The 24,619-nt window shown below is 70.6% G+C and carries 25 protein-coding genes; 13 read left to right on the top strand and 12 right to left on the bottom strand.

Translation table 11 applies throughout. The annotated features are described in order from the left end of the window. Window positions 1-240: 240 nt before the first annotated feature. A complete protein-coding gene (locus tag AB0F72_RS31195; RefSeq protein ID WP_360438610.1) occupies window positions 241-1,368 on the bottom strand; it encodes an XdhC/CoxI family protein in 1,128 nt (375 codons plus the stop codon). A gap of 121 nt (window positions 1,369-1,489) precedes the next feature. Between AB0F72_RS31195 and AB0F72_RS31190 the strand changes: the two genes are divergently transcribed. The 7 genes from AB0F72_RS31190 to AB0F72_RS31160 all read left to right on the top strand — a co-directional run bounded on the left by AB0F72_RS31190 (window position 1,490) and on the right by AB0F72_RS31160 (window position 9,601). Continuing rightward, window positions 1,490-2,365 (top strand): xanthine dehydrogenase family protein subunit M, encoded by an 876-nt coding sequence (locus AB0F72_RS31190; RefSeq protein ID WP_360438607.1) that lies wholly within the window; start codon window positions 1,490-1,492, stop codon window positions 2,363-2,365. Between the two features lie 2 nt (window positions 2,366-2,367). Continuing rightward, complete coding sequence (locus AB0F72_RS31185; RefSeq protein ID WP_360438604.1) at window positions 2,368-2,838, top strand: (2Fe-2S)-binding protein; 471 nt, start codon at window positions 2,368-2,370, stop codon at window positions 2,836-2,838. After that, window positions 2,835-5,228 (top strand): aerobic carbon-monoxide dehydrogenase large subunit, encoded by a 2,394-nt coding sequence (locus AB0F72_RS31180; RefSeq protein ID WP_360438601.1) that lies wholly within the window; start codon window positions 2,835-2,837, stop codon window positions 5,226-5,228. Before AB0F72_RS31185 ends, AB0F72_RS31180 begins: the two co-directional genes overlap by 4 nt. A gap of 14 nt (window positions 5,229-5,242) precedes the next feature. After that, window positions 5,243-6,223 (top strand): XdhC family protein, encoded by a 981-nt coding sequence (locus AB0F72_RS31175; protein ID WP_360438598.1) that lies wholly within the window; start codon window positions 5,243-5,245, stop codon window positions 6,221-6,223. A gap of 124 nt (window positions 6,224-6,347) precedes the next feature. After that, a complete protein-coding gene (locus AB0F72_RS31170) occupies window positions 6,348-7,211 on the top strand; it encodes a MoxR family ATPase (RefSeq protein ID WP_360438595.1) in 864 nt (287 codons plus the stop codon). After that, window positions 7,208-8,254, top strand: a complete 1,047-nt coding sequence (locus AB0F72_RS31165) for an SRPBCC family protein (RefSeq protein WP_360438592.1) — start codon at window positions 7,208-7,210, stop codon at window positions 8,252-8,254. The genes AB0F72_RS31170 and AB0F72_RS31165 overlap by 4 nt, the downstream gene beginning before the upstream one ends. A 144-nt stretch (window positions 8,255-8,398) precedes the next feature. Next, window positions 8,399-9,601, top strand: coding sequence for a VWA domain-containing protein (locus AB0F72_RS31160; protein WP_360438589.1), 1,203 nt, complete (start codon window positions 8,399-8,401; stop codon window positions 9,599-9,601). A gap of 45 nt (window positions 9,602-9,646) precedes the next feature. Here the strand turns inward: AB0F72_RS31160 and AB0F72_RS31155 are convergent, their stop codons facing one another. Continuing rightward, complete coding sequence (locus AB0F72_RS31155; protein WP_360438586.1) at window positions 9,647-10,603, bottom strand: LysR family transcriptional regulator; 957 nt, start codon at window positions 10,601-10,603, stop codon at window positions 9,647-9,649. Between the two features lie 144 nt (window positions 10,604-10,747). Between AB0F72_RS31155 and AB0F72_RS31150 the strand changes: the two genes are divergently transcribed. After that, window positions 10,748-11,509 carry an alpha/beta hydrolase gene (locus AB0F72_RS31150; protein WP_360438583.1) on the top strand — a complete coding sequence of 254 codons (762 nt, stop codon included), beginning with the start codon at window positions 10,748-10,750 and terminating at the stop codon, window positions 11,507-11,509. Window positions 11,510-11,773: 264 nt separating this feature from the next. Further along, window positions 11,774-12,475: a GntR family transcriptional regulator gene (locus tag AB0F72_RS31145; RefSeq protein WP_360438581.1), complete on the top strand. Its 702-nt coding sequence runs from the start codon at window positions 11,774-11,776 to the stop codon at window positions 12,473-12,475. 23 nt (window positions 12,476-12,498) lie between these two features. Here the strand turns inward: AB0F72_RS31145 and AB0F72_RS31140 are convergent, their stop codons facing one another. The 4 genes from AB0F72_RS31140 to AB0F72_RS31125 are packed head-to-tail and all read right to left on the bottom strand — an operon-like array spanning window position 12,499 to window position 15,875. After that, window positions 12,499-13,449: a VOC family protein gene (locus tag AB0F72_RS31140; protein ID WP_360438578.1), complete on the bottom strand. Its 951-nt coding sequence runs from the start codon at window positions 13,447-13,449 to the stop codon at window positions 12,499-12,501. Then, window positions 13,442-14,470, bottom strand: a complete 1,029-nt coding sequence (locus AB0F72_RS31135) for a 4-oxalomesaconate tautomerase (RefSeq protein ID WP_360438575.1) — start codon at window positions 14,468-14,470, stop codon at window positions 13,442-13,444. The genes AB0F72_RS31140 and AB0F72_RS31135 overlap by 8 nt, the downstream gene beginning before the upstream one ends. Next, window positions 14,467-15,153 carry a 4-carboxy-4-hydroxy-2-oxoadipate aldolase/oxaloacetate decarboxylase gene (locus tag AB0F72_RS31130; protein ID WP_360438572.1) on the bottom strand — a complete coding sequence of 229 codons (687 nt, stop codon included), beginning with the start codon at window positions 15,151-15,153 and terminating at the stop codon, window positions 14,467-14,469. Before AB0F72_RS31130 ends, AB0F72_RS31135 begins: the two co-directional genes overlap by 4 nt. Then, a complete protein-coding gene (locus tag AB0F72_RS31125; protein WP_360438569.1) occupies window positions 15,150-15,875 on the bottom strand; it encodes a PIG-L deacetylase family protein in 726 nt (241 codons plus the stop codon). Before AB0F72_RS31125 ends, AB0F72_RS31130 begins: the two co-directional genes overlap by 4 nt. A gap of 167 nt (window positions 15,876-16,042) precedes the next feature. Here AB0F72_RS31125 and AB0F72_RS31120 point away from each other — a divergent pair, with 167 nt between their 5' ends. Together AB0F72_RS31120 and AB0F72_RS31115 are read left to right on the top strand one after the other, a co-directional pair. Further along, a complete protein-coding gene (locus AB0F72_RS31120; RefSeq protein ID WP_360438566.1) occupies window positions 16,043-16,804 on the top strand; it encodes a DUF1932 domain-containing protein in 762 nt (253 codons plus the stop codon). Between the two features lie 144 nt (window positions 16,805-16,948). Further along, complete coding sequence (locus tag AB0F72_RS31115; protein WP_360438564.1) at window positions 16,949-17,926, top strand: arabinan endo-1,5-alpha-L-arabinosidase; 978 nt, start codon at window positions 16,949-16,951, stop codon at window positions 17,924-17,926. Window positions 17,927-18,721: 795 nt separating this feature from the next. On the opposite strand, the gene AB0F72_RS31110 is transcribed toward AB0F72_RS31115, so the two are convergent. The 6 genes from AB0F72_RS31110 to AB0F72_RS31085 form a co-directional block, all read right to left on the bottom strand. Continuing rightward, window positions 18,722-18,856, bottom strand: coding sequence for a hypothetical protein (locus AB0F72_RS31110; protein WP_360438561.1), 135 nt, complete (start codon window positions 18,854-18,856; stop codon window positions 18,722-18,724). 16 nt (window positions 18,857-18,872) lie between these two features. Beyond that, window positions 18,873-19,916 (bottom strand): amidoligase family protein, encoded by a 1,044-nt coding sequence (locus AB0F72_RS31105; protein ID WP_360438558.1) that lies wholly within the window; start codon window positions 19,914-19,916, stop codon window positions 18,873-18,875. After that, window positions 19,913-20,596 (bottom strand): hypothetical protein, encoded by a 684-nt coding sequence (locus AB0F72_RS31100; protein WP_360438555.1) that lies wholly within the window; start codon window positions 20,594-20,596, stop codon window positions 19,913-19,915. The genes AB0F72_RS31105 and AB0F72_RS31100 overlap by 4 nt, the downstream gene beginning before the upstream one ends. Beyond that, window positions 20,593-21,114 (bottom strand): SigE family RNA polymerase sigma factor, encoded by a 522-nt coding sequence (locus AB0F72_RS31095; RefSeq protein WP_360438552.1) that lies wholly within the window; start codon window positions 21,112-21,114, stop codon window positions 20,593-20,595. The genes AB0F72_RS31100 and AB0F72_RS31095 overlap by 4 nt, the downstream gene beginning before the upstream one ends. 157 nt (window positions 21,115-21,271) lie before the next feature. Further along, on the bottom strand, window positions 21,272-21,664 hold the full coding sequence (locus AB0F72_RS31090) for a spore germination protein GerW family protein (protein ID WP_360438549.1): 393 nt from the start codon (window positions 21,662-21,664) through the stop codon (window positions 21,272-21,274). A 53-nt stretch (window positions 21,665-21,717) separates the two neighbouring features. Continuing rightward, window positions 21,718-22,722 (bottom strand): LacI family DNA-binding transcriptional regulator, encoded by a 1,005-nt coding sequence (locus AB0F72_RS31085; protein WP_360438546.1) that lies wholly within the window; start codon window positions 22,720-22,722, stop codon window positions 21,718-21,720. Window positions 22,723-22,902: 180 nt separating this feature from the next. Between AB0F72_RS31085 and AB0F72_RS31080 the strand changes: the two genes are divergently transcribed. Both AB0F72_RS31080 and AB0F72_RS31075 read left to right on the top strand, forming a co-directional pair. Then, window positions 22,903-23,772: a sugar ABC transporter permease gene (locus tag AB0F72_RS31080; protein WP_360438543.1), complete on the top strand. Its 870-nt coding sequence runs from the start codon at window positions 22,903-22,905 to the stop codon at window positions 23,770-23,772. Beyond that, complete coding sequence (locus tag AB0F72_RS31075; RefSeq protein WP_360438540.1) at window positions 23,769-24,614, top strand: carbohydrate ABC transporter permease; 846 nt, start codon at window positions 23,769-23,771, stop codon at window positions 24,612-24,614. The genes AB0F72_RS31080 and AB0F72_RS31075 overlap by 4 nt, the downstream gene beginning before the upstream one ends. Window positions 24,615-24,619: the final 5 nt, after the last annotated feature.

The raw sequence follows: 24,619 nt of genomic DNA, 5'->3' as shown, positions 1-24,619 counted from the left end.
TTCCAGGCGACAGTTCCCACGCAAGGCACCAGCGCCAGCTACGGCTCGAGTCAACCCGAACACCGAAGACAAGAAACATACTCACAGCTACGGCTCGGGGTCGCCGGCCGTAGTGCAGGCAGGTCATCGTGTCGTTTTGCCTGCGTGGGCTACGGCTCGGGCGCGGCTCGCGAGTCCGAGCCGTAGCTGGCGCATGAAATCCGGGTTTGTGACCTGCTCTGGCTGCGCTGTGGCGGTTGGTCAGGTGCCGTGGATGGGGGCGGTCAAGTCGGTCAGCGGGGCTCCGGAACCGCCCCACGACAGAGCGACGATCTCGGCGGCGATGGCTACCGCTGTCTCCTCCGGGGTCCGGGCACCCAGGTCCAGACCGATCGGGGCGCGCAGCCTCGACAGCGCCGCCTCGGACACGCCCGCCTCGCGCAGGCGCCGCAGCCGGTCCTCGCAGGTGCGCCGGCTGCCCATCGCTCCGATGTACCGGGCGGGGGTATGCAGCGCGACCTCCAGCAGCGGGATGTCGAACTTCGGGTCGTGGGTGAGCACGCACAGCACGGTGCGTTCGTCGACCTCGGTGGATTCCAGGTACCGGTGCGGCCACTCGACCACGATCTCGTCGGCGTCCGGGAAGCGGGCCGGGGTGGCGAACACGCCTCGCGCGTCGCAGACGGTGACCTGGTAGCCGAGGAACTTGCCGATCCGGGCGACCGCCGCGGCGAAGTCGATCGCGCCGAAGACGATCATGCGGGCCGGCGCCGCGTAGGACTGGACGAAGACCTCGCGCTCGCAGGCCTGCACGATCGCGGAACGGCCGTGCGCGAGGAGGCCCGCCGCCTGCTGAGCGGCCTGCCGGTCCAGCTCGGCGTCCCCCAGGGTCCCCTCGACCCGACCCCGGCCGCCCGCTGAGCCTTGAGCCGGGCCGCCGGCTGGGAGGGGAGCCGGGCCGCCGGGTGCGTCGCCGGGGCGGGACGGCCAGACGACCAGCTGCGCGCCGGGGACGGTCACGGTGGCGACCGGGCGGCCGGCGGCGACGGCGGCCAGCACGTCGTCGATCGCGGTGAGCGCCGCGGACGGCTGGATCATCACTTCGATCGTGCCGCCGCAGGTCAGTCCTACTTCCAGGGCGTCGCCGTCGCTCACCCCGTACACCTGGGTCTGTGCTTTCCCGGTGTGGAGGACCTCCTGCGCGGCGGCGTAGACGGCGCCCTCGACGCAGCCGCCCGAGACGCTGCCGATCACCTCGCCGGACGCGTTGACGGCCATCGCCGCGCCGGGCTGCCGGGGCGCTGAACGCCACGTGTTGACGACCGTGGCCAGGGCGAACGCGGTTCCCGAGGCACGCCAGGCGAGCAGGCCGTCGACGATGTCACGCATCCACGCACCTTCCGTGATCTTCGCGGTCGAGTCAAACGCGAGTTAAGGGAAGTCTTAGGTCACTGTTGACATTGGACGGAAGCCACGCGAGGGTTCGGCGCGAATTCGCGGGAGGTGCAGGGTGCAGGTACCGGCTCCGTTCGAGTACGAACGTGCCACGAGCGTAGATCAAGCCATTGGACTGCTGGAGCGACTCGGAAGCTCGGCGAGGCTGGTGGCCGGCGGCCACAGCCTGCTGCCGATGATGAAGCTGCGGCTGGCGAACTTCGAATATCTCATCGACATCAACGATCTGCACGGCGAGCTGGGGTACATCCGCCTCGGCGGGCACGAGGTCCGGATCGGTGCCATGACCCGGCACCGGGAGCTGCTGGAGTCGGACGCCCTGGCCGAGGTGTTCCCGATCTTCCGGGACGCGGAGCGGGTGATCGCCGACCCGATCGTGCGCAACCGGGGCACGCTGGGCGGCTCGCTCTGCCAGGCGGACCCGTCGGAGGACCTGTCGGCGGTCTGCACGACGCTGGACGCGAGCTGCGTGATCCGCGGTCCCGGCGGGATCGAGCGCGTGGTGAGCATGGAAGAGTTCCACGTCGGCCCGTACGAGACGGCCGTCGCGGACAACGAGATCCTCACCGAGATCCGCATTCCGGTTAAATCGCATAAATCCGGCAGCGCCTACGCGAAGGTCGAGCGTCGCGCCGGTGACTGGGCCGTGGTGAGCGCCGGAGCAGCGGTCTGGATCGACGGGGGCAAGATCGTCGACGCGCGGGTCGGCCTGGCCGCGGTGGGGCCGAACACCACGGGCATTCCCGAGATCTCGGCCCAGCTCAGGGGCCACGAGCCGGACGAGAGTCTCTACCAGCTGGCCGGCGCCATCGCGGCTCGCAGCTGCGACCCGGTCACCGACACCCGGGGCAGCGCCGACTACAAGCGCCACCTGGCGGAGGAATTGACGCGGCGCACCCTGCGCACGGCCGTCGAGCGGGCGAGGAGCTGAGCATGCAGGTCACCGTGACGGTGAACGGTGTCGAGTACACCAAGGAGATCGAGGGCCGGCTGCTGCTGGTGCACTTCCTGCGCGACACACTCGGTCTGACCGGCACCCACTGGGGCTGCGACACCAGCAACTGCGGCACCTGCGTGGTCTGGATGGACGGCGAGCCGGTCAAGTCGTGCACCGTGCTGGCCGCGATGGCCGGCGGGCGCGAGGTCCGTACCGTCGAAGGTCTCGCCAACGGCGCGGAGCTTGACCCGATCCAGGAGGGTTTCCGGCAGTGCCACGGCCTGCAGTGCGGTTTCTGCACGCCGGGCATGCTGATGACCTGCCGCCACCTGCTCGACAAGAACCCCGACCCGACCGAGGGCGAGATCCGCGAGGCCATCTCGGGCCAGATCTGCCGGTGTACGGGTTACTCCTCCATTGTCCGTTCTGTCCGCTGGACAGCAGTGCATGAGGCGGCGAGCAAATGACGACGGTCAGCGAGCGACGCGAAACCGAGTTCGAGGACAACGACCAGAAGCCGGTCGGCTTCGGCCGGATGCTCCGCAAGGAGGACGCGCGCCTGCTGCGCGGCCGCGGCCGGTTCGTCGACGACGTGCAGCTGCCCGGCATGCTGCACCTGGCGATCCTGCGCTCGCCGTTCGCCCACGCGACAATCGTCAGCATCGACACCAGCGCGGCCGAGGCGGCGCCCGGTGTGAAGGCCGTGGTCACCGGTGAGACGCTCAAGGGCCTCGGCCTGGCGTGGATGCCGACCCTCTCCAACGACGTGCAGGCCGTGCTCGCCACCGACAAGGTGCGTTTCCAGGGCCAGGAGGTGGCGTTCGTCGTCGCCGAGGACCGGTACCTGGCGCGGGACGCCCTGGAGCTGATCGACGTCGAGTACGACGTGCTCGACCCGGTGATCGACGTCCGCCGGGCGCTCGAGGCGGACGCCCCGATCATCCGCACCGACCTCGAGGGCAAGACCGACAACCACGTCTTCGACTGGGAGACCGGCGACGAGGAGGAGACCAACCGCGTCTTCGCCGAGGCGGACGTGATCGTCAAGGAGGACATCGTCTACCCGCGGGTCCACCCGGCCCCGATGGAGACGTGCGGTTCGGTCGCCGACTTCGACCCGATCGAGGGCAAGCTGCGGCTCTGGTCGACCACCCAGGCCCCGCACGCGCACCGGACCCTCTACGCGATCGTCGCCGGCATCCCCGAGCACAAGATCCAGGTGATCGCGCCGGACATCGGCGGCGGCTTCGGCAACAAGGTCCCGATCTACCCCGGTTACGTGCACTCCATCGTCGGTTCCATCGTCACCGGCAAGCCGGTGAAGTGGATGGAGGACCGGTCGGAGAACCTGATCAGCACCGGTTTCGCCCGGGACTACATCATGCGGGCGGAGATCGCGGCCACGGCTGAGGGCAAGATCCTGGCGATCCGGACCAACGTGCTCGCCGACCACGGCGCGTTCAACGGCACGGCCGCCCCGGTGAAGTACCCGGCCGGCTTCTTCGGCGTCTTCACCGGCAGCTACGACCTGTTGGCCGCGCACTGCAAGATGACAGCGGTCTACACGAACAAGGCGCCGGGCGGTGTCGCGTACGCCTGCTCGTTCCGCATCACCGAGGCCGTCTACCTGGTCGAGCGGATCGTCGACGTGCTCGCGTACGAGCTCGAGATGGACCCGGCCGAGCTGCGGCTGAAGAACTTCATCCAGCCCGACCAGTTCCCGTACACCACCAAGACCGGCTGGGTGTACGACTCCGGCGACTACGAGCCCACCATGCGCCTCGCCATGGAGATGGCCGGGTACGAGGACCTGCGCAAGGAGCAGGCCCTCAAGCGCGCCAAGGGCGAGCTGATGGGCATCGGCATCTCGTTCTTCACCGAGGCGGTCGGCGCCGGCCCGCGCAAGAACATGGACATCCTGGGCCTGGGCATGGCCGACGGCTGTGAGCTGCGGGTGCACCCCACCGGCAAGGCCGTGGTGCGGCTCTCGGTGAAGACACAGGGCCAGGGCCACGAGACGACCTTCGCGCAGATCATCGCGGAGGAGCTGGGCATCCCGCCGGCGGACATCGACGTGGTGCACGGGGACACCGACAACACGCCGTTCGGCCTGGGCACGTACGGCAGCCGCTCCACCCCGGTCTCCGGCGCGGCGGCCGCCCTGGTGGCCCGCAAGGTCCGGGACAAGGCGAAGCTGATCGCGTCCGCGATGCTCGAGGTCTCGGTCGCCGACATCGACTGGGTCAAGGGCAGCTTCCAGGTGAAGGGCGATCCCGGCAAGTCGGTGACGATCCAGGACATCGCGATGCGGGCGCACGGCGCGGGCGACCTCCCGGACGGCATGGAGGGCGGCCTCGAGGCGCAGATCTGCTACAACCCGTCGAACCTGACCTACCCGCACGGGGCGTACATCTGTGTGGTCGACATCGACCCGGGCACCGCCGAGGTGAAGGTCCGCCGCTTCATCGCTGTCGACGACTGCGGCACCCGGATCAACCCGATGATCATCGAGGGCCAGGTGCACGGCGGCCTCACCGACGGCGTCGGCATGGCGCTGATGGAGATGATCTCCTTCGACGAGGACGGCAACTGCCTCGGCGCCTCGCTGATGGACTACCTGATCCCGACCGCCCTCGAGGTGCCCGACTGGGAGACCGGCTTCACCGTCACCCCGTCGCCGCACCACCCGATCGGCGCGAAGGGCGTGGGGGAGTCGGCCACCGTCGGCTCGCCGCCGGCGATCGTCAACGCGGTCGTCGACGCGCTCAAGCCGTTCGGCATCCGGCACGCGGACATGCCGCTCACCCCGTCCCGGGTGTGGGACGCGATGCGCGGCCAGGCCACCCCGCCGATCTAGGAGGTTCGCTCAGAATGACGACGACGAGCACCGCCGAGCGGGCGCGTCAACTGACCGACGCGCGGAAGCCGTTCGTGCACGCGACGGTGGTCCGCGCCCAGGAGCCGACCTCGGCGCGGGCCGGCGACGACGCGGTGATCCTGGCCGACGGCTCGATCGAGGGCTTCGTCGGCGGGTCCTGCGCGGAGACGTCGGTGCGGGCCGCCGCGATGACCACGCTGCGCGACGGCAACACCGTGCTGCTGCGGGTGCTGCCGGAGGACGCGGCGGACTTCCCGGAGACGCCCGGCGCGCTCGTCGTCGTCAATCCCTGTCACAGTGGGGGAGCCATCGAGATCTTTCTGCGTCCGGTTCTGCCGAAACCGCTGGTCGCGGTCGATGGAAACACCCCCATCGGTACGGCTGTCGCGGAACTGGCCGCCTTCCTGGACTTCGAAATCGCCCCGTCCGGCACCTATGCTGGCGTGACCGCGGCTGTCGTGGCCGGTCTCGGTCGCGACGAGGAACGCGCGATCCGCGGTGCGCTGGACGCCGGTGTCGGCCTGATCGCGCTGGTCGCCAGCCACAAGCGGGCGGCCGTGGTGCTCGACGCCATGGAGCTGAGCGAGGACGAGCGGGAGCGGATCCGCCCGCACGCCGGGCTCGACATCGGTGCCCGTACCCCCAAGGAAGTTGCTCTTGCCGTGCTCGCGGAGATCGTCCGCGAGATGCGGGTCGGCGGTCTCGCCGCCGCGAAGAAGGCGGCTTCCAGCCATGCGGCGACGCACGGGGAGGCCGCGGCGCTCGCCAAGGAGCCGGAGTCCGTGGCCGGTCCGGCATTGCCGGTCGGGCCGATCGGGCCGGTCGTCCCGGAGACGCCCGCTGCCACCGCGATCGACCCGATCTGCGGGATGACCGTGACGATCGGGCCGGAGACGCCGCACGGCGTGGTGGACGGCGAGAACTACTGGTTCTGCTGCCCCGGCTGCCGGAAAAAGTTCCTGGCGGCCCGGTGATCGAGGTACCGGTGTGACGGTGACCAGCCCGGCGTCCGCCCGTCCGACGTGCGCCGCGTCGCGGACGTCCCGGCGCCGATCGATGTGGACACCCAGGAAGACTATGAGCGGCTGCTGAGGTCCTGTGAACAATCCTGACGAGGTCGTCCAGCGGCTCGACGACGTCAACTACCTGGTCGACGACGGCCTCGCGATGGCGATCTTCCTGTCCCTGCGGCTCGGCAAGCCGCTGCTGCTCGAAGGCGAGCCGGGCGTCGGCAAGACCGCCGCGGCCAAGGCACTCGCGCAGGCGCTCGACACCCCGTTCATCCGGCTGCAGTGTTACGAGGGCCTGACCGCCGGCGAAGCGCTGTACGAGTGGAACTACCAGCGCCAGCTGCTGCACATCCGGCTCGCCGAGGCGCACGGCTCGTCGATCCGGGACGCCGACCTGTTCACCGCCGACTTCCTGCAGGAACGGCCGATCCTGCGCGCGGTCCGGCACGCCGGTCCGACCCCGCCGGTGCTGCTGATCGACGAGATCGACCGGGCCGACGACGAGTTCGAGGCGCTGCTCTTCGAGTTCCTCGGCGAGGCCGCGATCACGATCCCGGAGCTGGGCACGTTCGCCGCCACCCGGCCACCGATCGTGGTGCTCACCTCGAACCGCAGCCGCGACCTGCACGACGCGTTGCGGCGCCGCTGCCTCTACCACTGGATCGAGTTCCCGGCCGCCGAACGCGCCGCCGCCATCGTGCGCCGCGCGGTCCCGGGCGCGTCCGCGCCCCTGATCCGCAACGCCACCGAGTTCATCGGCACGGTGCGCCGGCTCGACCTGGACAAGGCGCCCGGCCTCGCCGAGACCATCGACTGGGTGTCCGCCCTCGCCGTGCTCGGGGTGACCGAGCTGGCCGGCGCGGACATCCTGCGCACGCTGGGCACCATCGCCAAGACCCCTGACGACCGTGACCTGGTCGCCGGAGCCGCTTCCCAGGAGACCCGCTCATGAAGATCACTAACGAGTTCCTCGTGCACACCCCGATCGACCGCGCCTGGCGGGTGCTCACCGACCTTCCGGGTATCGCGCCGTGCATGCCCGGCGCCCAGCTCACCGGCGTGGAGGGCGCCGTCTACCGGGGCCGGGTCAAGGTCAAGGTCGGCCCGGTGATCTCCGATTTCACCGGCACCGCCCAGTTCACGTCGAAGGACGACGACGCCTACCGCGCGGTGATCGACGCGAAGGGCCGCGACGCCCGGTCCGCGGGCAACGCGGCGGCCGTCGTGACGGCGTGGCTCGTCCCGTCCGGCGACGACAGCACGCGGGTCAACGTCGAGACCGACCTGAAGATCAGCGGCAAGCTGGCCCAGTTCGGCAGCGGCATGATCAAAGAGGTGTCCGGCAAGCTGCTGGCCCAGTTCGTGGCGAACCTGGAGAAGAAACTGGCCGCCGACGACGCGGGCGCGCAGCCGGCAGCCGAGGCCGCGGCTGCGGCCGGGCCGGCTTCCTCGGCCGGGCCGGCTTCCTCGGCCGGGCCGGCTTCCTCGGCCGGGCCGGCTTCCTCGGCCGGGCCGGCTTCGTCCGCTGGGTCGAATGCTGAGGCGGATGCCGCTCCGTCGGCCGGGGCCGACGCTGCTCCCTCCGCCGCGGCTGTCGCGACCGCGCCGGACACCGCGGTGGCCCTGGGCGGGGTCGCCCCGGCCACGCCCAGCGGCGAGACCTCCGACATTTCGGAAAAGTCGGATGTGGCGGTGCCGGATCCCTCGGCCGGGACCGTCGAGCCCGCCGCCGGCCGCACCGAGGTCGCCGCCGGCACCCCGGATCCCATCGCCCCGCTCAACGTCCCCGGCGCCGAGCTGGCCGAAGGCGCCCCGGCCGCGGCGACCGCGTCTGCGGTACCCGTCGCCGCCGAGCGGAAGATCGAGTCGGCGGAGCCGGAGGCGCTCGACCTGCTGGAGGTCGCCGGAGGATCGATCTACAAGCGGGCCGTCCCGGTCGTCGTCGGCGTCGCCGCCGTCGCCGCCGTGATCATCTGGGCCGTCGCCCGCCCCTGACGCCGCCATGACCGCCGCCGACTCCGTCCGGGACCGCCGTTCCGTGGGCCGCCACGTCCGGGACCGCCGTTCCATGGGCCGCCACGTCCGGGACCGCCGTTCCGTAAGCCGCCACGTCCGGGAGCGGCGTTCGCGGGCCGCCGCGTGACCGCCGCCGACTCCGCGCCGGTGCTGCTGCGTGGCACGGACCGGGCCGCGTTCGCTGTCGCGTTCGTGGCCCGGCTGCGCCGCGCCGGGCTGGGCGCCGGGATCACCGAGACCGACGACCTGGTCCGGGCTCTGTCGGTCAGCCCGCCCGCGGCCCGCGACACGCTCTACTGGACCGCGCGGATCGCCCTGGTCCGCCGGCACGCCGACCTCGCCGTCTTCGACGAGGTCTTCGCGGCGGTTTTCGACGACGTCGTGTCGCTGCCGCTGAACCGGACGGCCGGCCAGCCCGGCCGGCGCGACGACACGGTGCACGTGAAGCTTCCGGCGGGCGGGGACGGGACGGCCGCCGGCGACGGGCTGCCCTGGGCGACCCTCCCACCGGTGGTGGCGGCCGACGAGGGCGATGCGGACTCCGATCTGCGGGTGCCGGAGCTGCGTCCGAGCGCCCTCGCCGGTCTCGCCGACCGGCCGTTCGAAGAACTCGACGCGGCGCAGATCCGGGCATTCGGCGAGGACCTGCGTGCCGCGCTGGCCCGCTGGCCGCAGCGGCGCACCCGGCGGCACGCCGTGGACCCGGCCGGGCGGCGGGTGGCGTTGCGGCCCACGATCGCCCGGGCCCGGCGCACCGGGTGGGAGGCGATCACCGTGGTCCGGCAGCGGCCGGTGCGCGAGCCGCGGCGGGTCGTGCTGCTCTGCGACGTCAGCGAGTCGATGCGGGCGCAGGCGGCCGCCTACCTGCAGATGATGCGGGCGTTCGCGCTGGTGGCCGACGCGGAGGTGTTCGCGTTCGCGACGACGCTGACCCGGCTCACCCCGATGCTGCGGAACGCGTCGGCGGCGGATGCGGTGGAGGTGGCCGGTGCGGCGGTCACCGACCGGTTCGGCGGGACGAGGATCGCCGGGAATCTGCGGGGCCTGCTCGACTCGTACCACGGGAATGCTCTTCGCGGCGGGATCGTGATCATCGCGTCGGACGGGTGGGACAGTGATCCGCCGGAGATGATGGCGTCCGTGATGGCCAGGCTGCGGCGACGGGCGTACCGGATAGTGTGGCTCAATCCTCGCGCCGGCGCGCCCGGCTTCACCCCGCGCGTGGCGGCCATGGCCGCCGCCCTGCCGTTCTGCGACCGGTTGATGCCGGCCGCGACGTTCGCCGACCTGGCGGCGTGTCTGAAAGAGCTCAGCTCCACAGCGTGACGTTCGCTGGCCGCGGCGTGTCTGGAAGAGCGTGTCTGGAAGAGCTCAGCTCCAGAGCGTGACGTGCACCGACGGGCGGAAACGAGTCTTGCTGATGCCGGTGCCGCGCATCATCGCCTGGATCGCCCGTGGCGTGGACGCGAACCGGGCCAGCTCGGCGGCGGCCGACGGGGTGGCGGGCTCGGCCAGGGTGATCGAGTGCCAGACCTCCTCCAGGCTGGCCGGGCCGCCGCGGAAGCTCACCAGATGTCCTTTGCGGACCTCCGGCGCGACGGCGAACGACAGTGCCGGCGCGACACCCCGTCCCCGTTTCGCCTCCTCGAGCGCGGCCGCGTGACTCTGGAAGATCTGCTGGCGGTCGTCGGGCACGCCGATCCGGCGGACCAGGGTGCGGATCGCGCCGCTGTCGGCGACCGCGGACGGGCCGAGCAGCCAGGTCTGCTCGCGCAGCTGGCGCAGGCTGGGCTGGGTGCCGGCGAGCGGATGGTCGGGGGAGGCGACCGTGACGATCCGGTAGTACATCACCGGGCGTGACGTCACCGCCGGGTCCGCCAGCGGCGGGGGAGGCCCGATCGCGATGTCGACGGTGCGCTCGACGAGCGCCTCGGTGAACGACCCCGGGTTCCGCACGCTGAGCTCCAGGTCGAGGTCGGCGGCCCGGTTCGCGAAGAGCTCGATCAGACCGGGCGCGGCGTGCTCGCCGAACAGGCTTGACGCGCCGACCCGCAGCAGGCGGCGCCCCTGGCCGGCGGCGCTCACCTCGAGGATCGTGATGTCCTGCAGGCCGAGCATCTCGGTGGCCCGGCTCGCCAGGCGCAGGCCGCCCGGCGTGAAGGTCAGCCCGTTCGCCGACCGCGAGAACAGTTGGTCACCGAGCTCTTTGCGCAGCTGGCCGATGTGCAGGGACACCGCGGACTCGGAGACGGCCAGCTGGGCGGCGGCCAGCTTGACCGAACCGAATCGGACCACGGCGGAGTAGGCGCGCAACTGTGTGGGGGTCACAGTCCGGAAATCCCCCTATTGAGTGACGGGATGCTCACTCGCAATCTAGCGCGGAAGCCACGGGCTGGCGATCTCACCGATGCTTGATCATGGTGGCGAGTTCTACCCTGTGGCTGCATCCGCTCCAGAAGGGAACGCGCACACATGCCCAGCTTCCAGGCCAGTGACGGCGTCGAGATCTACTACCAGACCTGGGAGGGGAGTTCGTCACAGCCGCCGGTGGTGCTGCACCACGGCTTCATCGCGAACGGGCTCACCAACTGGGTGCTGACGGGTGTCGTCGACGCGCTGACCGGCGCCGGCCGTCGCGTGGTGACGATCGACGCCCGTGGACACGGCCGTTCCGGCAAGCCGCACGATCCGTCGTTCTACGGCGAGGTTCGGATGTCGGACGACCTGATCATGCTGTTCGACCTGCTCGGGGAGCCCGCCGTGGACCTGGTCGGCTACTCGATGGGCGCGGTCGTCTCACTGATCACCGCTACCCGGGACACCCGGATCCGGCGCCTCGTGATCGGCGGTGTGGGCGCCGCCGTGGTCGAGCTCGGTGGCGTCGACACCCGGGTGATCGGGCCGGACCCGCTGCGCGAGGCGCTGCACGCCGAGGACCCGGCCACGATCCGGAACCCGGCGGCGGCCGGGTTCCGGGCGTTCATCGACGCGGTCGGCGGCGACCGGGCGGCCCTCGCCGCCCAGGCTGCCCGGATGCACGCCGACCCGATCCCGCTCGACACCATCACCGCGCCGACGCTCGTGGTCACCGGCCGCGACGACGTGCTGGCGGCCCGCCCCGAGATCCTGGCGAAGGCGATCTCCGGCGCTCAGCTGACGGTGACCGGCGGGGATCACCTGGGCGCGGTCCGGGAGCCGGCCTTCGCGACCGCCATGGTGGACTTCCTCGCCTAGCGCCCGTCCCGCACCCGCGCCCGCGCCCGCCGGGACCGACCGGAGGTGAGGCGCCGGGCGGCAGGTCTTGTCATCAGGGCTGTCGACGAAAAGCACGATCATCCTCCCAGCTCATGGTCCGGCATAGGGCAACCGTCCCTGATTGTTGACAACAGCAGTCGATGTCCGACGGGTCTGGTCAGCAGTGTCGTCGCGCCGGGCGAGGGGCGCGGTATCGTACCGGTCACCGGGTTTGCGGGTCGGCACACCAGCGACGGGAACTACATGTCTGCGGAGAAGAACCTCACCGGGGTACGGTCACGGCCCCGGCGGACCGACGAGGGGAAGGACAAGGCGACCGCTCGTGACGAGTTGCGCAAGGCGATCCTCGCGGGTGAGTACATGCCGGGCGAACGCCTCGTCGAAGCTCAGCTGATCGAGCGGTTCGGCGTGAGCCGGTTCAACATCCGGCTCGCCCTCCAGGACCTCTCCGGTGAGGGCCTGGTGGAGATCCAGCGCAACCGCGGCGCGCAGGTCCGCAAGATCTCCCTCGCCGAGACCATCGAGATCACTCAGGTGCGGATGGTCCTTGAGGGCCTGGTCGCCGCGCAGGCCGCCGAGCGGGTCACCGAGGACCGGGCGAGCGAGCTCGACGAGATCGGGCTGCTGATGCGCCGCGCCGTGGAGTCCGGCGAGTTCCGCCGTTACAGCGACCTCAACGTGCGGCTGCACGCGCTGATCCGCACGATCGCCGGGCACGCGACGGCGGACCGGCTGATCGACACGCTGCGCGCGCAGCTGGCCCGGCACCAGTTCATGCTCTCGTTGCTGCCGGGCCGTCCGCTCGTGTCGCTGCCGCAGCACGAGCGGATCATCGCGGCCATCCGGGACCACGACCCGAAAGCCGCGGAGGAGGCGATGCGTGACCACATCGCCAGCGTCATCGAGGTGCTGCGCTCCCTCGAAGAGCCCGGAATGATCCAGTAACCGGGATGATCCGGTAGAAGGGATCAGGCCACGGGCGGGGTGCCGTGGGTGTGGAACGTCTCGATCGTCTTGAGACCCCACGCCTGACCCTTCGCGCGCTCCGCCTCGGTCCAGGTGACGACCTCGTGGTCCGGGGCGAGCAGCAGCCGGGCGCCGGCGTTGCACAGCTCGATCCGGTTGCCGCCGGGCTCCCAGACGTACAGGAAGAACGTCTGCTGGATGGCGTGCTTGTGCGGCCCGGTCTCGATGTGCACGCCGGCTTCCAGGAACACGTCGGCGGCCCGCAGGATGTCCTCGCGGGTGTCGGTGGCGAACGCGACGTGGTGCAGCCGGCCGGTCGAGCCGGTCCAGTCCCGGGTGTAGACGACGTCGTAGGACTTGTCCGAGAACGTGTACCAGACGGCGGCCTTCGTCCCGTCGTCCAGCACGATCTGCTCGCTGGCCCGGCCGGTCAGCGCCGCCGCGACGAACTCCTCGCTGGCCGGCACGTCGCGGGCCAGGAAGTTGACGTGGTCCAGGCGGCGCACGTTGGAGCCGCGGCCGGGGAAGCGCGCGGCCTGGTTCTTCAGTGCCGGCCGGGTCGCGTCCGACGCCACGTACCGCTGGGTCTCGTAGTAGACGCCGAACGGGTGGCCGTCCGGGTCGGTGAAGTGGAAGACCGGACCGTACGCGGACTCGTCCGTGCTCCACCCCTCGCCGAGGCCGGCCGCCGTGATGTCGCGGACCCGGCGGTCCAGGGCCTCCGGACTGCGCGCCCGCAGCCAGGTGCGGCCGATGCCCGAGCTGCTCCCGCCGGTGACCTTGACGCTGAACCTCTCGTAGTCGTCCCAGGTGTGCAGGTACACGCTGTCCCCGCGCCGCTCCACCACCTCCATCGCCATCTGGTCGGTGAAGAACCGGACCGTGTCGTCGAGCGCCGGGGTGAACAGCTCCACCGCGCTGACATGGGCGACGTCGCGGATCTTCTCAGCCATGAACGGCTCCTTCGCGGGGGTGGACCCGCCCGTCCATGAGCAGGCGGGCGGTGCTGACGACGGCGGACGTTCCGGCGTCGAGGTCGATCACGACGTCGGTGAAGCCGGTGGGGTGCTCGACGCGGATCTCGCCGCCGAGCGCGGGGTCCCGCAGGGCCGCCGCCGTCCCCACGGTGACCGCCGCGAGCACCCCGATCTGGGTGTGGACGCGATGCGGGATGAACATCCGCGTGCTCAGCGACCCACCCTTCGCGGGTGGGGAGGTCAAACACATCTTGGGTACGGTCGAAGCAGTCACGTCACCGAGCCCCATGAGCTTCCCGGCCGTCAGCCGGAGCTCCTCGACACGGTGCCGCAGCCGGTTGTCGGCCTCCAGCTGGGCCGGCGGCTCGTACCCGGTGACGCCGAGATCCTTCGCGGCCATCACGACCACCGGCATGCCGTTGTCGACGAGCGTGGCCGGGACCCCGTCCAGGTCGTCGACCAGGTTGCCGGTCGGCAGCAGCGAGCCCGCCACCGAACCGGCGGTGTCCTGGAACTCCACCAGGATCCGGGCGGCGGTCCCCGGAACCCCGCTGATCGCGGTGTCTCCGGTGTAGACCGGCCGGCCGTCCGCAAGCGGCACGTGCACGGTGGCCAGCGCGCCGGTGTTGACCATGCGGACCCGTACCCTCGTGGTGTCGCCGGAGGCGCTGACCAGCCCGCGCTCGATCGCGAAAGGCCCGACCCCCGCCAGGATGTTGCCGCACGGCTGCTCGGCGCTGACCCGCGGCGCGTCCACCTGGACCTGCAGGAACAGGTAGTCGACGTCGGCAACGGCCGAGTCCGGGCGGCTGACCACGGCGACCTTGCTGGTCAGCGGATGCCCGCCGCCGATGCCGTCGATCTGCCGGGGGTCCGGCGACCCCATCATCCGCAGGAGCAGATCATCCCGTTCGTCCGGGGCGGACGGCAGGTCGGACGCCAGGAAGTAGGCGCCCTTCGACGTGCCGCCGCGCATGATCATCACCGGGACGCTCACGGCTCGTCCACGTAGACGACGCCGAGTCTCTCCAGCAGCGGCCGCAGCTGGTACATGTCCAGCCCCAGCTCACCGGCGGCCAGGCGCTCCCGCTTGGCGGCCTCGTCCGCGATCCGCCGGCGGGCCGCCTCCAGCACTTCCGCGGCGCGCTCGTGCGGGATCACCACGACCCCGTCGTCGTCGGCGATCACCGCGTCACCCGGGCGGATCGGCTGGCCGCCCACCACGATCGGCACGTTCACCGAGCCGGGACTGGCCTTGACCGTGCCCTGCGTGCTGATCGCCCGCGCCCACACCGGGAAGCCCATCTCCCGCAGCTCCGCGACGTCCCGGACACCGGCGTCGATGATCACCCCGATCGCGCCGCGCGCCCGCAGCGACGTGGCGAGCAGGTCGCCCAGCATCCCGTCGGTCGACGGCGACGTGGTCGTCACGACCACGACGTCACCGGGCCGGACCTGTTCGACCGCCGCGTGGATCATCAGATTGTCGCCAGGGTGGCAGGAGACGGTCACCGCCGAGCCGGCCGTTCGCGCCCCGGTGTGGATCGGCCTGATCGCCGGGTCGAGAGAGCCGCGCCGCCCGTCCGCCTCGTGCACGGTCGACGAGCCGGCCTCCGCCAGACCGTCCAAGATCTGCTGCGGGACGTGCGTGGACGTCCGGACGATCACGTGGCGGCTCATGACAGCTCCCGGGTGACCTGCGGGTAGAGCCGCATGTAGGCCTCGGCGACGGTCTCGTCCGGCAGGCCGAGGTTCGGGCCGGAGTTGCGCGCCGCCTGCAGGCCGCGCCGGCTGCCCAGCTCGGTGTAGTAGGTGTGCAGGTGCTTCTGCGCCGCCAGGATCCGCATGGCCTCGCGCTTGCGCTCCCACACGGCGGTGATGTCGAGCAGCACGTTCGGGACGAAGCCGCACTGCTCGGGCTGGTGCGGTTCGAAGCAGAAGACCGGGGGAGCGCCGATCACCTCGCCGGGGCCCTCGACCCCGGGCGCCTGGGCGAGGATCCGCGCCTTCAGCGCGAGCGCGTGCGCGACGGCGTGATCTCCGTTGTACGGGTCGGCCGCCGCGTGGGTCAGCACGACCGCCGGCTGCACCTCGCGGTAGAGGTCGATCAGGTCCCGCAGCAGCTCGGGCGTCTCCACGAGGGGGTAGTCGTTCGCGTCGAAGAAACGGATCTCGGCACCCAGTACCGTGGCGGCCCGCTCCGCCTCGTCGCGGCGGTGGGCCTTGACCTGGTCGAGCGTGTAGCCCTTGCGCCACAGCGAGGCGGACTCGCCGCGCTCGCCGAAGCTCAGGCAGCCGATCACCACCCGCCGGCCACGGGAGGCGGCCAGGGCGATCGCGCCACCGGCACGCCACACGAAATCGCCGGGGTGTGCGGTGAGTACCAGTGTGGAATCGGTCATCACGTGTTCCCATCCGAATTTCCGACAAGATTGTCAACAACGTGCGGTGGCGCCGACTCAGGAGTTGCCGGCCAGCGTAGGCTAGCGTGGCTGGCGAAACAATTGTTGACAATCATGTCGCCGCGTGGGAACAGTGACCGGGTGCTCGCGGAATCTCGGAGGTTGGCATGACTGTCGTGGCAGTGCTGGGCCTGGGGGAGGCGGGCAGCCTCCTCGCCGCCGATCTGGTTGCCGCCGGCGCGTCGGTGCAGGCGTATGACCCGAAAGTGGCTACGCCCGCAGCGGGCGTGACGCTTACGGCGAGTGATGCCGAAGCCTGCGCGGGCGCCGACGTGGTGCTCAGCGTCAACAGCGCGGCCGACGCGGAGGAGGCGCTGCGTGCCTCGTTGTCGTCCCTGAAGCCCGGTGCGATCTGGGCCGACCTCAACACCGCGACGCCGGCACTCAAGGAGCGCCTCGGCTCCGCCTGGGCGCGGACGGCCGACGTCGCGCTGATGTCGCCCGTGCCCGGGCGTGGCCTGCGCACGCCGATGACGATGAGCGGCCCGGCCGCCGGTGACCTCGCCGCGATCCTGCGTGGCTACGGCGCCGACGTGACGGTCCTGGACGGTCCGGCCGGCGCTGCCGCCACCCGCAAGCTGCTGCGCAGCGTCTTCTACAAGGGGATGGCCGCCGCGGTCGTCGAGGCCCTGGAGGCGGCGAGGGCGGCCGGGCTGGAGGAGTGGCTGCGCGACAACATCGCCACCGAGCTGATCCGCGGCAACGCCGGCACGCTGGACCGGCTCGTCGACGGCTCGCGCAAGCACGCCGTCCGCCGCCGCGAGGAGATGGCGGCGGCCGCTGAGCTCCTCGGCGATCTGGGCGTGCCGGCCCGGATCGCCGGCGCCAGCCGGGACTGGCTAGCCGATTTGGCGGCCTCCTCGGAGTGAGCGATGTGGCGCCCTCCTGAGGGCAGCGATGCGGCGGTCCCGGAGAGCGATTTTGGCGGCCTCCGGAAAATTCGTCGCGGATCGGAGCAACTTTTGCAGCGCTGCAAGACACTCAGGGGCATCCCCGTCGAAAGGTGAATCCCCGTGCGAACGCGCAAACTCCTGCTGACCGCCGTGACAGCCCTCGTGGCCGCGGCGGCCAGCGCCTACGGCCTGAAGATGGCCGACGCCGCGACCTACCCCAATCCCGGCGTCGTCACCGGCTCGACCTTCGCCCACGACCCGACGATGATCAAGCGGCCGACCGGCGGTTACCTGCTCGGTTACACCTCCCCCGGGATCGGGCTGAAGACGTCGGCCGACCGCACCAGCTTCGTCGACGCCGGCAAGGCCTTCCCGAACGGCACGCCGTGGGCCGACGCCTACACCGCCGCTGACAAGAACCTGTGGGCGCCGGACATCAGTTACGCCGGCGGCAAGTACCTGATGTACTACTCGGCCTCCACGTTCGGATCCAGCAAGTCGGCGATCTTCCTGGCCGGCAGCACCACCGGCGCGGCCGGGACCTGGACCAACTACGGCAAGGTGGTCGAGTCGACCGCCACCAGCGGGTACAACGCGATCGACCCGAACCTGATCGTCACCTCGTCCGGCGAGTGGTGGCTGAGCTTCGGCTCGTTCTGGAGCGGCATCAAGCTCGTCAAGCTCAACCCGTCGACAGGCAAGCGGGCGGACAGCACGATGCACTCGATCGCCGAGCGGTTCACCAACAGCAAGTCGATCGAGGCGCCGGTCATCGTCGAGCGCAACGGCTACTTCTACCTCTTCGTGGCGTTCGACTTCTGCTGCAAGGGCGCGTCCAGCACGTACCGGATCATGGTTGGCCGGTCGAAGAGCATCACCGGCACGTACGCCGATCGGGCCGGCACCGCGATGACGGCCGGCGGTGGCTCGGAGATCCTCGCGTCGCACGACGCCGTGTACGGTCCCGGGCACCCGGCGGTGTTCCAGGACGGCTCGCAGACCGTTCTCGCCTATCACTACTACCAGGCGAACGGTGACGCGAAGCTCGGCATCAACCTGCTGGGCTGGGACTCCTCCGGATGGCCGTACGTCTACTAGCAGGGACGTGAGGTGGCGCCGCCGGTTGTCGATCGTGGAGCGGTGCGGGCGGGCTGGCGCTGAGTGCTCTCGGAACAGGTATCCGGCAGCACTGGTGACCAGCTCGTCTTCGTCGGCTGGTCGTCAGGGCGCTGCTCGGCCGCGGCGATGTTCCTGAGGTGCGTCTCCACCGCTGCGGGGGCCATACGAACCGTTGTCACCCAGGGTGCCGGCATCCGCGGTCAACCCCGCGCTTTTCGGAAGCTCGTGGACGTTCCAGGCCCCCCCGAATGACGCAAACCCCCAGCGCTCCACGGTCAGCGGCGACTGACCGTGACGCGCGGCCGCATCGGCGCACTACCGGGCGGCGGGTATCAGCCAACAGGGTCAGCACTGACGACCAGCTCACCCGGGTCGGCTCTCCGTGTCCTGGCATCTCGCGTCTGGCACCTCCCGTCTCGCCCTATCTTGGAACGCGCTGTCCCGGCCGTAGCCCACACATGTGATCAAGCTGGGGTAGCCGTTCTGGCGTACGGCTGGCGTTGCCGGGCCGTAGCTCAGGCATGTGATCAAGCTGGGGTAGCCGTTCTGGCGTACGGCTGGCGTTGCCGGGCCGTAGCTCAGGCATGTGATCAAGCTCGGGTAGCCGTTCTGGCCTACGGCTGGCGTCGCCCGGCCGTAGCTCGTGCTGCTAACGGACACACATCGTCTTCACCGTTGACACAATGCTCCGGCGCGCCCCATTCCGGCAGCACTGACCCCGCTGGCTCGTTCAGAAACTCCACTACCAGCAAATATTCGGCCTACACGGCTGTCTCAAGGTGGCACCCCGAGTCCTCGATGCAGCTCGGCAGCGCTGAGCGCCAGCCGGACCAGCTGGTCGGTGGTGTTCGGCCAGCGGTCGGCGACGACCTTGGAACGGGCGATCCCGCACTGCCGCCATCGCTCCACGAAAGCGGCGTGCCGGCTACTCCCGCTCGGCCAGGGCTTCGGCGGCCAGTTCCAGGAGGTCGGCGCCGGCCGGTAGCGGCGCTGGGTCGAGACAGCGCTCCAGCAACAGCTCCACCAGGGCCGCCCGGTCCACGATCTGCCCCTCGTCGATCATTCCGGGCAGAATGCGGATCTCCACGGTGTCCCGGATCGGCGGGGCGTCGGTGAGCAGCTGGGTGAGGTTGACGTCGAAGAACTTCGTCAGGTTGCCGGCCGTCGCGGCTTCCCGGAGCTCGGCCATGGTCGGGTTCCCGGCCGTGGCGGCCACCAGCGGTGCCGGCAGCGGGGCCAGGCGGCGGCACGCCGGGTTCGTCGCCAGCATCGTCCGCAAGGGCTCCCGCCAGTGGGCGAAAAGACGGATCAGATTGGCGAGGGCCGCGGGGCGGCGGAACGGGCCGCCGTCGAAGTGCAGGTGCACGGCGGCCTCGTGGGGGACCGAGAAGCCCAGTTCGCGGGCCGGCTCCAGCAGCGCGGCGAGCGCCTCCCGGTGCCCCGCCGCCAGCGGGGGAGTGATCACCTCGCAGGGCCGTTCCCGTTCGCCGGAGAGGGGCGCGGCCAGTGCGACCGTCGCCCCGGCCGGATCGTCGAGCCGGAAGATCTGCCCGTGCCGGCGCACCTCGGCGTCCCACAGTTTCGCCGCCGGGCCGAGGACGGCCGGCAGGCGGGACGCGGGATCACACTGGGCAGCCAGCAGGCGCAGCAACCGGCCGTCGTCGGTCAGGATCCGGAACCAGCCGGGTACGGCCGGGGCCTTCGGATCCAATCCGTGCAGCAGTGTGACGTCGTCGACGAGCGTGCACAGCAGGGAGCCGTCAGGATGCCGTACCTCGAAGCCCTGCGTCAGATGCAGGAACCGGCCCAGGCCCGGGACCAGCGACGGCTCGCTGTCGTGGTGCCAGACCGGCCGGACGCTGCCGCCGCACCGCCCGGCCAGGTCGAACGCGAGCGTGCGCCGGCTGACACCGGGCGGCGCCATCAGCTCGATCTCAAAGCCGATCCGCCGGTGAAGACGATCGGTCACGGCTTGATCGGCAGCTTCTTGCCGGCCAGCAGCCGCTTGCCGCCCTCGACCTTCGCCTCGTACGGGTCGTCGAGCTTCCACAGCTTCGCCAGCTTCTCGGCGTCCTCCCAGTCGTAGCCGGCCAGGAAGTAGGCGTCGAGCCGCTTCTCCACCTCCGGGTCGGCGGTCGCCTCGGGGTCCGCCGTCGTCACGTCCGGGTCCGGTTTCGCCTCGACCGGCAGCGTCTCGCCGGCGAGCAGGCGGCGGCCGGCCTCGGCCTTGACCGCGCCGATGTTCTCCGGGCTCATCTTCCAGAGTTTGGCCAGCTCAACGGCCTCGTTGTAGCTGTATCCGGCGGTGAAGAAGGCGTCCCACTGATCGAGCAGCTCCTTCTCCGCGTCCAGCGGAGGAGCGGCCGACGGATCCGCCGAGGGAAGCGCCGACGCCTCGGGCGGCGCGGCGGCCGGCAGTCCGGCGACCGGCACCGTCTGCGGGCCGGCGGGCAGGATCGCCGGCAGGTTCGCGATTCCGGCGATCAGGCCGGCGCTGAGCACTGCCCCACCGGCGGCCTGCGCGCTGCGGCGGCGCCACCGCCGCTTGCGGGCCAGCTCCTCGACGCGGGCGTAGACCAGCGCCGGGTCGGGCGTCTCGTTCTCGTGTGTCTGGAAGGCTTCGCGCAGCCGGTCAGCGTGCATGGTCACGACCACTCCTCGGCGTGGATCCGTTGTCTCTGGTCTTGTTCTTCGAGTCGTAGCGTTCGCAACGCTTTCGACGCCTGGCTGCGCACCGTCGCGGGGGAGCAGTTGAGCAGGTCGGCGATGGACTGGTCGTCGAGTTGCTCGTAGTAGCGCAGGACCAGGACGGCCCGCTGTTTCCGGCCGAGCAGCGCCAGCCGGCTCCACAGCGCGTCCGCTTCGACGACCCCGTCCGCGTGGTCGCCCACGCCGCCCCGGGAGGCCTCGATCTCGGTCAGGCGCTCGCCGGCCGCATGCACGTTCCGGAACGCCCAGCTCCGCCGCCACGAGAGGTATTCGTTCAGCACCATCCGCCGGACGTAGGCGTCCGGCGAGTCGGATCCGCTGATTCGCCGCCATTTGACCTGGGCTCGGGCCAGCACTTCCTGCACGACGTCCTGTGCCAGGTCACGGTCGCCGGTGAGGACGACCGCGTACCGCAGCAGGCTCGGAAGGCGGGCCACCGCGAATTGCTCGAAGGTCACACTTGTACAGACGTCTCGTCTGTCGATTACGTGCACCGATGTGGCTGGAAACTTTCTTCCGGTGCGCGACGTGGGCGGTTTTGGGCGGGGATGTGCCCACTCCGGGCGGTCAGGCTTGATCGCTGCGTGGGCACATCCCCGCCCAGAACCGGGTGGGTCAGGGCCGCTTCTTCAGGATGGAGCGGGCTACCAGGAAGGCGACTACCAGGACCAGCTGGCCGCCGGCGACTATGGCGTTCACGTTGACGGCGGGGCGCCAGCTGACGCAGCCCTCCTTGATGACGTAGACGCCGGCGGGGCGGGCGGAGAAGCCGAAGCCGCCGCCGGAACCCTCGCCCTCCGGAGCGGGTGAGTCGTCGCCGGTCCGGTCGCCGCGGGCGGCCAGGCCGCTGCCGGAACCGGCGCCTCCGCCGCCGGAGATGACTGCCACGGGTACGACAGTGACGCCGTCGCGTTCGATCGGAGCGCCGAAGACGCGGCTCGCCACGGCGGCTTCGGCGCCTTCCCGTGCCTTGGCGAGGATTTCCGTGCTGTCCGTCCGGGAGGTCATGGGAACACCCTTCGCTGCGATGAGAGTCGTCCACGCCAGGGTGCGTCGGCCGGTCAAGCGTCAGGGGTGGCCGGGCCCCGTACCCGATCGGTGCTCTGCCTGATCGTGAGGGTGGTGGGGACCAGGTCGGTGCCGGGAGCGGCCGGGCCGTCGTGGATCTGGTCGAGCAGCAGGCGCACGCAGCGGCGGCCGACCTCGGCGAAATCCTGGTGCACGGTGGTGAGCGGGGGCAGGTATGCGGACGAGTCGGCGATGTCGTCGAAACCGACGACGCTCACGTCCGCGGGCACCCGGCGTCCCGACTCGTGCAGGGCGCGCAGCACGCCGAGGGCCATCTGGTCGTTGGCGGCGAAGATCGCGGTGCAGGACGGGTCGGCGGCGAGACGCAGCCCCGCGCGGTGGCCCGAGTCCGCCGACCAGTCGCCGCGTTCGATCTCCGGCACCGGCAGGCCCGCCTCCTCGAGGGTCGCGCGCCAGGCGCCGGCCCGTCGCTCGGCGGCGAAGGAGGCCGCGGGGCCGGCCACGTGGTGAACCGTCCGATGACCGAGGTCGATCAGGTGGCGGACGGCCTGGCGGGTGCCGTCGGCCTGATCGGTGTCGACCACCGGGTACCTGTCGCCGGCGTCCGAGTCGACCACCACGACGTGCACGCCGGGCGGGAGCGAGACTGCTGTGGCGTCCAGCAGGTGCACCTCGATGATGAGGATGACGCCGTCGACCGCGAGCTCGCCCATCCTGGTGAAGGCGCCGAGGACGTTGTCCTGGGTGGGCACGTCGACGGGGATGAGCGTGATCGCGTATCCCTCGGCGGCGGCGTGGGTGGCGATGGCTTCCACGGTACGGCTGTTCCCCGTCGACGAGAGTCCGAAGAGGATCACGCCGATCGTGTTGAAGCGGCCGTAGCGCAGCGAGCGGGCCGCGCTGTTCGGCCGGTACCCGAGCTCGCGCATCGCGGCGAGCACCTGCTCGCGGGTGGACTCGACGACGCCGGTCTGGCCGTTGGCGACGCGGGAGACGGTCTGTGACGAGACGCCGGCGAGCCGGGCCACGTCGGCCATGGAGACGCGCTGCTTGCGGCGCCCGCCGGGGACGTCCGAGCCGGCGCGGAGCCGATGAGTGTCGATGGGGACTCCTTGACCGTCCTGGTGACCCGTGCCACTATACGGCCCAACCCGTTTACGTAAACATCCGGTGACACGGCGGAAATTGTTAACGTAAACATCCGTGGAGGGAGGGCCGTGTCAACGCGGCGTTCGTGGATCGGCTGGCAGTTCACCGGCCCGTTCCTGGCGGTGTTCGCGCTGGTCTTCCTGGCTCCGATCGGCTACGCGGCGTACCTCAGCCTGTTCCGGAACCGGCTGATCGGCGGCACCGCCTTCGTGGGGCTGGAGAACTACACCAAGGCGTTCAGCGACCCGCAGTTCTTCGACGCCCTGAGCCGCGTCGTGATCTTCCTGGTCGTGCAGGTCCCGATCATGCTGTTCCTGGCGCTGCTGATCGCGCTCGCCCTGGACAGCGGCCGGCTGTACGGCGCCGCCTTCTTCCGGATCTCGGTGTTCCTCCCGTACGCGGTGCCGTCCGTCGTCGCCGCCCTGATGTGGGGCTTCATGTACGGCAGCCGGATCGGCCTGGTCGGCAACGTCAACGACGCGTTCGGGATCACGCTGCCCGACCCGCTCTCGCCCGACCTGATCCTCGCCTCGATCGGCAACATCGTGACCTGGGAGTTCGTCGGCTACAACATGATCATCCTGTACTCCGGGCTGCGGGTGGTGGACGCCGCGCTCTACGAGGCCGCCGCGATCGACGGCGCCGGCCAGCTCCGGATCATCCGGGCGATCAAGCTGCCGGCGCTGCGCGGGCCGCTCGCGGTCGCCACCATCTTCTCGATCATCGGCAGCTTCCAGCTCTTCAACGAGCCGCAGATCCTGGACACGATCGCGCCGAACTCGATCACCACGTACTTCACGCCGAACGTCTACGCCTACCAGCTGTCGTTCGGCGGGCAGCAGGTCAACTACTCGGCGACGATCGCGCTGATCATGGGCGTGGTGACGATGATCGTCGCGTACCTGTTCCAGCGGCGCAGCATCGGAGCGGGCCGATGACACCGAAGCGGAGCGTTCCGCTCACCGTGATCACCGCGCTCGCGCTGATCTACAGCCTGCTCCCGCTCGTCTGGCTGCTGATCAGCGCGACCAAGACGCAGGAGGGCCTGTTCGGCTCGTTCGGGCTCTGGTTCACTGGCGACTTCGCGTTCTTCGACAACATCGCCGCCGTCTTCGCCTACAACGACGGCATCTTCGGGCGCTGGCTGCTCAACACGCTGTTCTACGTCGTGGCCGGCGCCGGTGGGGCCACCCTGCTGGCCGCGCTCGCCGGGTACGGCCTGGCCAAGTTCGACTTCGCCGGGCGGCGCGCGGTCTTCGCCGTCGTCCTCGGTGGTGTCGCGGTGCCGCCGACCGCCTTGGCCGTACCCATCTTCCTGATGTTCGCCGAGATGGGCCTGACCGATACGCCCTGGGCGGTGATCATCCCGACGCTGGCGTCGCCGTTCGGTCTCTACCTGATGTGGACGTACTCCCGCGACGCGGTGCCGGACGAGATCCTCGAGTCGGCGCGGATGGACGGGGCCGGTGAGTTCAAGACCTTCTTCTCCCTGGCCGTGCCGCTGCTGGCACCCGGGCTGGTCACGGTCCTGCTCTTCAACACCGTGATGACCTGGAACAACTTCTTCCTCCCGCTGATCATGCTGAAGGACGCCGACCTCTTCCCCCTCACGCTGGGCCTCTACTCGTGGAACGAGCAGGGCACCACGGCCGGCGGCGACGTCGTCTTCAACCTGGTGATCACCGGATCGCTGCTCACGATCGTCCCGCTGATCGTGGCGTTCCTGCTGCTCCAGCGTCACTGGCAGTCGGGTCTCGCGGCCGGAAGCGTCAAGCAATGAAGCGC

It is taken from the genome of Actinoplanes sp. NPDC023936 (assembly GCF_040639325.1).
GTDB lineage: Bacteria > Actinomycetota > Actinomycetes > Mycobacteriales > Micromonosporaceae > Actinoplanes.
The sequence above is the reverse complement of the archived record's forward strand: the minus strand, read 5'-3'. Positions and strand labels throughout refer to the sequence as shown.